This is a genomic window from Pseudanabaena mucicola FACHB-723, assembly GCF_014696385.1.
GTDB lineage: Bacteria > Cyanobacteriota > Cyanobacteriia > Pseudanabaenales > Pseudanabaenaceae > Pseudanabaena.
This window is the reverse complement of sequence record NZ_JACJQB010000019.1, coordinates 53,295-65,142: the sequence shown is the minus strand read 5'-3', so window position 1 is coordinate 65,142 and position 11,848 is coordinate 53,295. Positions and strand designations below refer to the sequence as shown.

The window sequence follows — 11,848 nt, the reverse complement described above, 5'->3', positions numbered from 1 at the left end:
AGAACTTTAGACAACGCTAATGCGAGAATTCATCTTTGCTTTATTAGGCTTATGCTTAAGCGCCTTGCCAAAGCTTCCTAAGATACCAAATGGGTTCTATAAGCATGAGATTCATTGTAATGAGATGGCGATTTTGCCCTATTACATTGCGAATTTGAATATTGAGTTTACCTATGCTCAGAAGATGGATAAGTATGAGGAGTTTAAGAATATTTGTCTGGTGGATACGCTGGATCATTGTGGGTTTGAGGGGAAGCAGTTTGATTTGTTTGCGATGAGTGTGCAGAATACCGCAAGGATTCAGAATCAGAATGATCGCAAGATTTCGGTAATTATTGGTAATCCACCGTATAACGCATGGCAAGAGAATTTTAATCAAAATAATGCGAATCGGGTTTATGGACAGATAGATAAACAGATTAAGGCGACTTACATCAAGCAGGGAACGGCGCAAAATCAAATTGCTGTCTATGATATGTATACGCGGTTCTATCGGTGGGCAAGCGATCGCCTCGGTAAAAATGGTTTAGTGGCGTTTATCACCAATCGCTCGTTTATTGATGGCAAAACTTTTGATGGATTTCGCAAGACAGTTTCACAAGAATTTGATCATGTTTATATTGTGGATTTGGGTGGCGATATTCGGAGTGGAGATACGACTGGGAATGTGTTTGATATTAAAACTGGTGTTGCTATAATGTTTTTAGTAAAATTACAAAGAGATGAGATTAACTTGAAATGAAGTCTCTTGAAGAAATACAAACACAACTAAGCTCAGGAGCTTTTGAATTAACGAGACACGCTTTAAAACGTCAAGTTGAACGAAATATTAGTAACAAAGATATTCGGGATATGGGTAAGAATGTGGTCATAATTGAGGACTATCCAGATGATAAATATTCTCCAAGTTGTTTATTATTAGGTTTTAATGAAGTAAGTAGAGCTTTGCATTTACAGGTGTCGAGAATTGAGTCAGATACTACTAAAATCATTACTTTGTATGAACCAGATCAAAATGAGTGGATTGATTACAAAATCAGGAGGATTTAGCTAATGTTTAAATGTCATGTTTGTAGTTCAAATGATTCTCATTTGGAATATGTAAATGAAGTTTTTGAAATTGGCGGTAAGTTTTATCTTGTAGAGAATATTCCTGCTACAGTTTGTTCTCGTTGCGGAGAAGAAATTTTTAGTGCAGAAACATCTGAAGCTATTAGAGTTATGTTACATGGTGAATCTAAACCAATTAAGTCAGTGGTTTTAGATGTTTTTTCTTACCAACAAGAAGCAAAAGCTTCTTGACTTCATCTAATGATTTTGATGAGCCTCTAGCAGAATTTACGAAATATATATAGTCATGGATAAAAAGGAAAAAGCTAAGGTTTCTTATTTTTCTCTGTCTGGTTTGCAGGGGAAGGAGGCAAAGCTAGATTGGATTGCTGGCACTAAGTTTGAGATGATTAAATTTGAGAATATTAATCCTGATGGTAAGGGGAATTGGATTAATTTAACTGATAATGATTTTGATAGTTTTTTGCCTTTGGTGGATAAGGAAGTATAAAGCGGGAAGGTCTGAGGAGGCGGTTTTTAAGATTTTTTCAAGGGGCGTTGCTACTCAAAGAGATGAATGGGTTTATGATTTTTCAAAGAATGCTTTGATTGAGAAGGTGAAGTATCTTGTTGATGGATATATGGAGCAGTTGAAGCAAGGAACAACAAGAGAATTTGATATTAAATGGGATCGAGAAACAACTAAATATTTAGAGCGCAAAATATCCAAATCTTTCAAAAAACCCCAAATTGTTGATGGTCTATATCGACCTTATGTAAAGCAGTATTTTTATTTTGATAAGCACTTTAATGGAATGACATATCAAATGTTCCATATCTTTCCTGATAAGAATGCTGACAATAAACTGATAGGTTTTATGGGGCAATCTACAGATAAACCATTTGCAATTATTTCAAGTAACTTAATTCCCGATCTAAATTGTATTAGCCCTGCATCAGGTGGTACTCAGTGTCTTCCGCTTTATCGTTATGATGAAAAAGGCGATCGCGTTGAGAATATTACTGACTGGGCTTTGGAGAGGTTCCGCGAGCGTTATCTGCCCTCACCCCCAGCCCCTCTCCCGCAGGAGAGGGGAGGAAGATTGGAGCAGGAGAGGGATGGAGGATTAGATCCTGATTTGGTGCGTTTGGCGGGGGCTAGACGGGATATTCCTGAAGCTTTGTTGCAAAAGGCTAAAGAATTGCGGCAAAAGCAAACTCCAGCAGAACAGATGTTATGGCAGTGTTTACGTGCAAATCAGCTACATGGGGCAAAATTTCGTAGGCAGCACAACATTGGTCAATACATCGTTGATTTTTACTGCCATGCAGCTAAACTCGTCATCGAGCTAGATGGCGGTATCCATGAATTACAAAAAGACCGAGACAGCGATCGCGACGCATACCTAAAAGCCAACGGCTTACAAGTCCTCCGCTTCCCAAACGAAGAAATCACCCAAAACCTTCCCCAAGTCCTCCAAACCATCACCAACCATCTTTCCCTCTTGTCCCTCTCTCCTGCGGGAGAGGGGCTAGGGGTGAGGGCAGAAACTCTTGCTACGGAAGGGATGAGGGCAGAAACTCCTGCGGCAGAAACAATTACCAAACTCGACATCTTCCATTACACCTACGCCGTCCTCCATCATCCCGCCTACCGCATCAAATACGAACTCAACCTCAAACGCGAATTTCCCAGACTTCCCTTTTACGAAGACTTCCATCAATGGGCATCATGGGGAAAAGCCCTAATGGACTTACATCTCAACTACGAAACCATAGAATCCTACGGACTACAACGAGTCGAAATCGCCAGCAAAGACAACCCTAAAGCCAAACTCAAAGCCGATAAAACTAACGGTGTGATTAGCCTTGATGACAATACCCAGTTAACAGATGTACCAGCGATCGCATGGGAATACAAACTTGGAAACCGTTCTGCTCTTGAATGGATACTCGATCAATACAAAGAAAAGAAACCTAAAGATCCCACTATTGCTGAGCTTTTCAATACTTACAAATTTGCAGACTACAAAGAACAGGTAATTGATTTACTGCAAAGAGTTTGCACCGTCAGCGTTAAGACAATGGCGATCATTCAACAAATGCCATAACTAGAAGCTTGTGACACTCACATAGAGAAAAGCACAAACTTCTAGCTTGTAATTACTTAGACGCTCAGGGATGATTAGTTGATAAGTGGTCTAAATCCATGCTTGATTGAGACTTCACCAATTTTATCCATATTTTCAATACTGATCTGGTTACGTCCCCATGAGAAATTGGTATGCCAACCCTCAAACTCTAAAAGCATAGCTTCGGCAAAACAGGCAAAAAGTTGACGGGCTGGAGCAGTCATGTTTACGATTTTCATGATTTTCCAGTCGATATCGAGACTATGCTCGACGATGCCACCATCAATAACATAAATGCCATCTTCTTGAACGAGTGTAGACATATTTTTAGGATAGCCTCCATCGATCAAGATACAAGGACGTTTGAGGGTGGTGGGATCAATGGTCATACCCTTTGCCATACTTGCTACCCAAACGATAATGTCGGACTGGGGCAGAGCTTCTTCAATATCCATGACTTTACCGCGTCCTAGTTGAGCTTGTAATGATTGCAAACGCTCTTGGTTGCGGGCAACTAGTAATAAATCTTTGATATTTGTCCTTGCGTCGAGCCAACGACAAACAGCGCTACCGATATCCCCAGTTGCGCCACAAACGGTCACAGTTGCCTTGGCAAGATCAATGCCAAATTTACGGCTAGCTTCTTCGATCTGGCGACAAATGATATAGGCGGTGTGGGTATTGCCTGTGGTGAAGCGATTGAACTCTAGCTGAATGTTTCGCACACTCGACATCTGGCTAAGATTAAAGTTCTCGAAAATAATTGACGAAAATCCACCTAAAGCAGTGATATCAACGTCATTTTTTTGTGCCAATGCCATTGCATTCAAAATTTTGCGAATTGCCGTCTTAATCTTGCTGCCTGCTAGCATTTCAGGCAGAAAACATGATTCTACATATAGTCCTTCGATCTGCTGACCTGTGGCACTCGTAACTTTGATGTGATCGACGATTTGGGGTGGGGCGCTACACCAAAATTCCAAACCTTGATCGGCATATTCGGGATAGCCTAATTCCCTTGCTACAGACTGAGCGTGTTCAAGACTTGTCAAATGCCCAATGAGACCAAACATCGATTGCGGTTACCAGTTTTTTATTAGCAATTAGCTATTAGCGGTTAGCGGTTAGCGGTTAGCTGTGTATTAAGTAGCTGTTAGCTGTTAGCTGTTAGCTGTTAGCTTTTTGGATTAGATTTTAAGATATTTTTAGAAATCAATGATTTCTTTATTGAATAAAGCTGTTAGCTGTTAGCCAAAAGCTAATTGCTAACAGCTAATCGCTAAGAGCCATTAAGCAGCGACCAAACCCATGGCGGACATTTTCATGATGTCACGGGTATTGAAGCCAATTTTGCCAAGGCTTTCGCCATATTGGATCATGAAGTCTTCAACCAAAGCTTCTTTTTCCATGCCAAGGACTTTGGCATCGGTTTCTACTTGGTTGAGCATTTTCCAAACGATTGGTAAGTTTTGACGATTGGCTTGCTCTAGATTTGTTTTGGTGTTGTCAAAATGATTTTGTAACCATTCTTCGCCAAAGTTCAGATGCAAGTATTCGTCTTTGACTACGCCCTCGGTGATCTTGCGGGCAAAGGGATCGGCGACGGGAATGTAAATGTTGTAGGCTGCGATCGCAAAACACTCAATGATGAGTGATTGAATCAGCAGACAGGTCACAATATCCCCAGTTGCAAAAGCCTTTTGAAAATTGCTATGCAGCTCAGAAAAGAATTCCTTGGCAAAATCCATGTCAGGGATGACATTAAGATTTTTCCCACAGGCGGTAAATCCTTTCTTGTGGCGATCCTCCATTTTTGCCAATTTAGTAAGATCTTCGTTAAATTCGGGCATTAGCTCCGCTAATTGGAGATAATTGCTGTAAGCCTCAGCTTCGCCCTCAATGACGATTGCATTGATGCGACTGTAGGCATCGCGATATGCTTCGGTATGATAGTCAATCGCTACAGCTTCGAGTGTTTGCCCCATGTTTTGCCTCTTTAAGTGTCCCTGCTCAATAAAAGTTAATCTCTAGCTATTTTATGCTAAGTAGCACAGTGCATTAAAACTAATACCCCAAAGCTTTGGGTTTTCACTGGCATATATGGCAACGCGAGAGTTAACTAATACAACCCAAAACCCAAGAAGTGATTGGTTTGTTGGGTTTTATGTCCTAGGTAAAACTTGTGTTGCTATAGTATTCGGTGAAAATTGCTTTTGCTTGCGTTAAACTGATTAACGTCCCTCAACTCGTGGTTATGGCAAGTTTTCTGTTAGAAGTTGGCACTGAAGAGCTACCTACTAGTTTTATCGTTGATGCTTTGCGCCAGTGGCAAGAGCGCATTCCTAAAAATTTAGGCGAACACCAACTAACCACGAGTAAAGTAAGTGTCTATGGCACGCCCCGCCGTTTGGCAGTATTAATTGAAGGTTTGCCCACGCAACAATGCGATCGCAGTTTAGAGATTAAAGGCCCAGCTCTGGGTTCTGCCTTTGTCAATGGTGATCCTAATGGTGAACCGACTAAAGCATTGTTGGGTTTTGCCAAATCTAAAGGAATTGACCTCAAAGATATTTTTGTCAAAGAAACCGATAAGGGTGCATTTGTATTTGCGAATCAGCAGATTGTTGGGCGCGAAACTACTGCAATTTTGCAAGAGTTAGCACCAGCTTGGGTTACGGGGCTAGAAGGTAAGCGCTTGATGCGTTGGGGTAATGGTGATCTGAAATTTCCCCGCCCAATTCGTTGGTTGGTGTCATTGTTTGACTCTAAAATTTTGCCGATTGGTTTAGAAAATGTGCAATCCGATCGGATTAGTCAAGGGCATCGGGTGTTACATCCACGACCAGTTGTGATTGACACCGCTCAGGACTATGTGGCGACTTTGCGTGAAGCCTTTGTATTGGTTGATGGCGAGGAGCGGAAAAAGCATATCCTCACGCAAATCCATAGCATTGTTGAGCTATTTGGTGGTGCAGCGGAAATTCCCGATGATTTACTTGAAGAAGTGACTTATTTAGTCGAATTTCCCACCGCCGTAATTGGAGAATTTGAACGGGAATTTTTAGAATTGCCACAGCCCGTGATTAAGACAGAAATGGTTAGCCATCAGCGCTATTTCCCTGTGCATTCGGCGGACAACCCTGAGCAATTGCTACCGCGTTTTATTACGATCTCCAACGGTAATCCTGATAAGTCGCGTTTGATTGCGGCGGGCAATGGTCGCGTGATTCGGGCGCGTCTCTCCGACGGTAAGTTTTTCTACGATAGCGATCGCACTGTACATTTAGAAACTTTCTTGCCACTGCTCGAAAAAGTTACGTTCCAAGCCCAACTGGGTTCCGTTGCTGAAAAGGTGGACAGAATCCGCGCGATCGCAAAATTAGTAGTTGAGGCAATTCCGAATTTAGAAATTACTGCCCCCGATCACGGACTGATTGATCGCACTGCCCAACTCGCTAAAGCCGATCTGGTCACGCAGATGGTCAAAGAATTCCCTGAGCTGCAAGGGCAAATGGGTTATTACTATGCCCTATCGAGTGAAGAGCCTGTAGCAGTGGCAACGGGCATTCGTGAGCATTACCAACCCAAGGGCGCGGGTGATACTTTACCCACATCGCTCACTGGCAAAATTGTGGCGATTGCCGATCGCATTGATACTCTTGTCGGTATTTTCGGCTTAGGTATTATCCCCACAGGTTCGTCTGATCCCTTTGCGCTACGTCGTGCGGCGGCGGGTGTAGTCCAGATTGCATGGGATAGTGGTTTTGCCCTCGATTTACCAAAACTATTACAGGCTGCGATCGCAATTTATGCCGACAAAAATTTACTTGCCAAACCATCGGAAACCGTTCTAGAAAATCTCTGCAAATGGTTTAAGCAACGATATGAAACCATCTTGGGTGACCAAGGTATTGAATACGATCTCGTCAATGCGATTTCAGGGACAGAGGATTTGAGCTATACCTTACAAGGTCTTAGTAATCTCATCCGCATCAAAGAACGTGCCCATTTTCTGCAAAAATCCCGTGAAAGCGCCACCCTCAGCACCATCTATGAACCAATTGTGAGAGCTTCTCGCCTCGCGGTGCAGGGAGACTTAGATAGTATGACCGTTGATGTGAAAGCTGTGATCAATGCTGATACCTTAACTGAAGTAGCAGAACAGGACTTGTATCAGGCGATCGCCGCATTGCCTAGTCACCCTAGCGACGAACAGTTGATGCAAGGCATTATTGCGATCGCACCCTTGCTAGCCAAATTCTTTGATGATGTCTTGGTGATGGCAGATGATCCACAAGTTCGTCAAAATCGCCTCAATTTATTGGGCATTATCCGCAATTACAGTCGTCAGCTCGCAGACTTTAGCGCTATCTTAAAGTAAAAAACACAAAAGGACGCTTTGCGTCCTTTTGTGTTTTGGTTAAATTCCAGCAAAATACGACTAGATCTCAATTTGAATAGATTTAGGCGTTTTTAATGCTAAGTATAATTGCTTTTAATATTGGTAACTAAAGGATCGAGTAGTATCAAAAACAATTGATTAGTATCTCTGTACATCTTTAAACTATGGGCTAAACCATATGCTACGTATCCTTAATAGATGGTTTCGTAAATCCAGAACAGTTAATAATGAGCCAATCAACAAGGTCAGTTTAATTGTTATTATCTTGGTTGATATTTTTATCTTAATCAACGTTTTTACTGGACTAGCTGATATTAGTCAGTGGTATATAAATCCTTCCCTTGCCTATCCCTGTTATTCCGAATGGCAAAATTACCAAGTACAAACTATTCCAGATAAAGATTACCAAATCATTCGAGACACTCTTTTTTATCGTCAAGAGCAATCTATTAGTTTTCAAAAAAGTTATCAAGAAAATGAGATCGGGCATTTAGGCAATGTGTCGCCAACCTGTTTGCGATATGCAGATTACAAGGACAAAGTGAATGTTCTGCCTAATCAACAAATTTTGACGAAGATTACGAAGAATCAAACAGAGATTGATGCATTAAAAAGAACTAATGCAAATGTTCGCGCTCAATATGACTCAACGTTATTAGAAAAGATTGCTGATCAGCCGCGAGAGCAATCAATTAATCAAGTTGCTGCTGAAAAAGCGAAACAAACAATCGATCAAAACAATCAAAAGATTGCCGAGATTGAGAAAGAAGTTACTAAGGCAAAAACAGAACTCTTGGCAAAGCCAGAAAGCCTTAGTTTCATTGCTTTTCTCAATGAGAGTATTTCTTTTCGAGAAGTGGAATCAGTCTATAGGCAAGCTGCTTTCTGGTATCCCAGCATTCAATTTGTTTTGCAAACATTATTTCTTTTACCGCTAATCTTGATTGCTTTACTAGTCCATAAAGTTGCCCAGAGCAAGCAATATGGACTAATTTCCCTGATTAGTTGGCATTTGCTCGTCATCTTTTTGATTCCGCTAATCTTAAAGATTTTTGAGTTCTTGCAAGTCGGAATTATCTTCCAATTCCTCAGAAATATTTTGCAAGCTTTATTTGGTGGCTTGCTGTTCCTAATTAGTTATGTCTATATTCTCTTAGTTCCAGTCTTTGGCTTTGGAATAATTAAGTTTTTCCAAAAAGTGGTCTTTAATCCTAAAGTCCAAGCAGCAAAGCGCTTTCAGAAATCATGCTGTGTTAATTGTGGCAAGAAGATTCGGGAACATGATATTTACTGTACCCACTGCGGTTACAACCAGTATACGGAATGCCCAAATTGCCATAACTCAACCTATCAGGGTTTATCATTCTGTACTCATTGTGGTCATCCTCAAGATGCCCATAGCTAGATTGCGATTTTATACCAATTCACAAAAGTGTGGTTACACTTTCGTGAATTAAAAACTAAACCCAATAAGGGTTTTAAAAACAGAAAATGGCTACGCCATTTTCTGTTTTGGTATTACGAAGTAACTTTACTGGCGATGGGCATTCTCCAGCCAGAACCAAAGGCGCGATCGGTGATTTTCAGTCCGGGGGCAGCTTGGCGGCGCTTGAACTCCGCGATTTTAACTAGTCGCACTACTCGCTCTACGACAGCTTGTTCATGCCCTGACGCAATAATTTCTGTGGCAGAACGATGTTGATGGATGAGTTGATCCAAAATATCATCAAGAATATCGTAGGGAGGTAAAGAGTCCTGATCGAGCTGATCGGGCTTGAGTTCAGCACTAGGGGGCTTGGTGATAATATTCACAGGAATTACTTCCGTACTCCCTTGCTTAATTTCTAATGGGGAATTGGTGCGATTTAACCATTCGCAAATCGAGAATACTCTTGTTTTTGGGACATCAGCGATCGCAGCGAGACCACCATTCATGTCGCCGTAGAGGGTGCAGTAGCCGACTGAAACCTCGGACTTGTTGCCTGTGGAGATTAATAAATGTCCGAACTTGTTCGAGATTGCCATGAGTAGACTGCCGCGAATCCGTGATTGCAGATTTTCTTCGGTAACATCACTGCTGCGATCGGCAAACAGAGTTGCTAAACTTTGATCGAAGGCAGACATCATCGGCTGAATCGGGATGGTATGCGTTTTGATGCCTAAATTATGGGCGAGGGCGAGGGCATCGGTGATGGAATGCTCCGAACTGTAAGGGGAAGGCATTAGCACACCCAGTACATTATCTTTGCCGATTGCTTCGGCGGCGATGGCGGCAACTAGGGCGGAGTCAATGCCACCACTCAAGCCAATTACCACTTGACGGAATCGACATTTCTGAACATAGTCGCGCACACCGAGGACTAGCGCGGCAAAAATTTCGGCATCATTACTTTCATGATCTGAGGTAGCAGGAACTGCCCCACCTTTATCGAAGCGTACAATTAATAAATCCTCTGCAAAGCTTTTACCACGGGCAATTATTTCGCCTTGGCGGTTAAATGCCATACTCCGTCCATCAAAAATTAAATCGTCATTTGCACCGACCTGATTGGCATAAATCAAGGGCAAATTATGGACGATCGCACTATGTCTGAGCATTGCCTCGCGCAATTTTTGTTTGCCCACAGCATAGGGGGATGCGGATAGGTTCACCAGCAAGTCTAGTTGATGATTTTGGGTTAATTCGGCAACAGGATCATCGGCATAGTTGCGTTTTTCCCAAAATTTTTCATCGTTCCAGATGTCTTCACAGATGGTCACGCCCACCCGCAGATTTTCCCCGTCTTGAAGATGCAGTGTAAAAACTTGACTACCAGTACCCACGGCAAAATAGCGATCTTCATCAAAAACATCGTAGGTTGGCAAGAGACGCTTGTGAAAGATGTGTTTAACTTCGCCGTCCTGTAATAATGCGGCACTATTAAATAATGGCTTGCCACCCGTTTGATTTGCCAAGGGATTTGCGGAGGCAGTACCAACGATGACAGCGATTTTGGGAGGTAACTTTTGGGCAAGATTTACGATCGCAATGTCCATGTCTCGCACAAATTGCTGATTCATTAGCAAATCGCGAGGGGGGTAGCCACAGATTGATAGTTCAGGTGTCACCACTAGATGCACACCTTGAGTCGCTAATTTATTGACAGCATCCAAAATGCGATCGCAGTTTCCGACTAGATCACCAATGACTGGATTAAGTTGTGCGATCGCAAAAGTTGCAGAGTTTAGGCTCATCTCTAATTAGCGGAGGAAGCAAGCATGGAGCCACATTACCAAGAGAATGATTGCCATCTGAATAGGACTAGGAAAAAATCCATTGCTAGCCAAACGAGAGACAATCAGGATTTGATTGGTCAAAGTTGCCAAAAGTACGCCAAGGGTGACCCCTGATAGGGAAATAAGCAAAGAGCGTCCAAAACGGTTATCTTTGCGAGTGAGCCAATACACACTGGCAATTAAGCCAAAGGATAGCCAAGTGGTAACGGCGGCGGGAACAAAAAAGCTAATTGCACCAATTCCAGCGAAAATCCCTAGCGAAATATAAATATCTTTTTGACTAGGTTCATCTAGTAGTTTTGACAGCCAAGACGGCGCACGACGCTGGGCGTTACTAGGCAATGTCGGTGGTGCTGCGGTGGCTATACGTTCAGGATAGCGAATGCGATCGGGGACAGCGATTTTACCCTCTTTACGGGCGCGTAAACGATCCATAAGGATGGCATCGTAAGCTACTTCAATCGCTTCTTGCTGAGACTCATCCCCATCATATTCACGCAATAGGCGATCGCGTGCATCACGTACCTCTTCAAAAGAGGCTTCGTCGTTGACTCCTAATTTGTCGTAGGGAGTTGGTTCGCTCATTTTTCCAACTATGAATGTTTGTAAGGGGTAGTATGTATTCGCTGAGAAAGTGGCTAGGCAACTAATCAGTAAATAATATGCAGCTTAACGTTTAACCATAGTATAGCGTTTGCTTTCAAATACTTATCTAAACTTTTGGATATCCTCAAAGTTAGTCCCTTTGAGACAGACTTTTATTGATGATGGCTATATTTTTGGAGTAGCCATGCCCCAACTTCCGATTGCGATTTTTCACGGCTGAGTTTTAGGGCATCTTCAAGATCGGCGATCGCTAAACCATCCAATAAATTCGATTTGATATTCTCCCAAAAACTATACTTTGCTATATGTTATAGCCGATTGAGGCTTGAAGTTTTTCTCGGTTTGCACACAACTCTTTGCGTTGTGTTTCCAATAACGCATT

General features: G+C 42.2%; 10 protein-coding genes and 1 pseudogene. 7 read left to right on the top strand and 4 right to left on the bottom strand.

All coding sequences use genetic code 11. From position 1 onward, the window contains the following. Nucleotides 1-97 precede the first annotated feature (97 nt). The 5 genes and pseudogenes from H6F41_RS10910 to H6F41_RS18995 all read left to right on the top strand — a co-directional run. A pseudogene (locus H6F41_RS10910) lies at nucleotides 98-727 on the top strand (Eco57I restriction-modification methylase domain-containing protein); the annotation flags it as partial. A gap of 11 nt (nucleotides 728-738) precedes the next feature. Next, complete coding sequence (locus tag H6F41_RS10905) at nucleotides 739-1,050, top strand: DUF4258 domain-containing protein (protein WP_190403508.1); 312 nt, start codon at nucleotides 739-741, stop codon at nucleotides 1,048-1,050. A gap of 3 nt (nucleotides 1,051-1,053) precedes the next feature. Continuing rightward, complete coding sequence (locus tag H6F41_RS10900; RefSeq protein WP_190403507.1) at nucleotides 1,054-1,302, top strand: YgiT-type zinc finger protein; 249 nt, start codon at nucleotides 1,054-1,056, stop codon at nucleotides 1,300-1,302. Between the two features lie 55 nt (nucleotides 1,303-1,357). Next, nucleotides 1,358-1,561 (top strand): hypothetical protein, encoded by a 204-nt coding sequence (locus H6F41_RS18785; RefSeq protein ID WP_199288742.1) that lies wholly within the window; start codon nucleotides 1,358-1,360, stop codon nucleotides 1,559-1,561. Further along, entirely contained in the window at nucleotides 1,518-3,161 is a 1,644-nt protein-coding gene (locus H6F41_RS18995; RefSeq protein ID WP_242023015.1) for a type ISP restriction/modification enzyme, read from the top strand. Before H6F41_RS18785 ends, H6F41_RS18995 begins: the two co-directional genes overlap by 44 nt. Before the next feature lie 74 nt (nucleotides 3,162-3,235). Here H6F41_RS18995 and H6F41_RS10880 read toward each other — a convergent pair whose 3' ends face one another. Continuing rightward, nucleotides 3,236-4,255, bottom strand: a complete 1,020-nt coding sequence (locus tag H6F41_RS10880; protein WP_190403506.1) for a long-chain acyl-[acyl-carrier-protein] reductase — start codon at nucleotides 4,253-4,255, stop codon at nucleotides 3,236-3,238. 216 nt (nucleotides 4,256-4,471) lie between these two features. After that, nucleotides 4,472-5,167 carry an aldehyde oxygenase (deformylating) gene (locus H6F41_RS10875; protein WP_190403505.1) on the bottom strand — a complete coding sequence of 232 codons (696 nt, stop codon included), beginning with the start codon at nucleotides 5,165-5,167 and terminating at the stop codon, nucleotides 4,472-4,474. Between the two features lie 269 nt (nucleotides 5,168-5,436). On the opposite strand from H6F41_RS10875, the gene glyS reads away from it, so the two are divergent. Together glyS and H6F41_RS10865 are read left to right on the top strand one after the other, a co-directional pair. After that, nucleotides 5,437-7,563: a glycine--tRNA ligase subunit beta gene (glyS, locus tag H6F41_RS10870; RefSeq protein ID WP_190403504.1), complete on the top strand. Its 2,127-nt coding sequence runs from the start codon at nucleotides 5,437-5,439 to the stop codon at nucleotides 7,561-7,563. A 199-nt stretch (nucleotides 7,564-7,762) separates the two neighbouring features. Further along, nucleotides 7,763-8,989 carry a hypothetical protein gene (locus H6F41_RS10865; protein WP_190403503.1) on the top strand — a complete coding sequence of 409 codons (1,227 nt, stop codon included), beginning with the start codon at nucleotides 7,763-7,765 and terminating at the stop codon, nucleotides 8,987-8,989. Nucleotides 8,990-9,102: 113 nt separating this feature from the next. Here H6F41_RS10865 and H6F41_RS10860 read toward each other — a convergent pair whose 3' ends face one another. Both H6F41_RS10860 and H6F41_RS10855 read right to left on the bottom strand, forming a co-directional pair. Continuing rightward, on the bottom strand, nucleotides 9,103-10,818 hold the full coding sequence (locus tag H6F41_RS10860) for an NAD+ synthase (protein WP_190403502.1): 1,716 nt from the start codon (nucleotides 10,816-10,818) through the stop codon (nucleotides 9,103-9,105). Between the two features lie 6 nt (nucleotides 10,819-10,824). Next, nucleotides 10,825-11,445, bottom strand: coding sequence for a CPP1-like family protein (locus tag H6F41_RS10855; RefSeq protein ID WP_190403501.1), 621 nt, complete (start codon nucleotides 11,443-11,445; stop codon nucleotides 10,825-10,827). Nucleotides 11,446-11,848 lie beyond the last annotated feature (403 nt).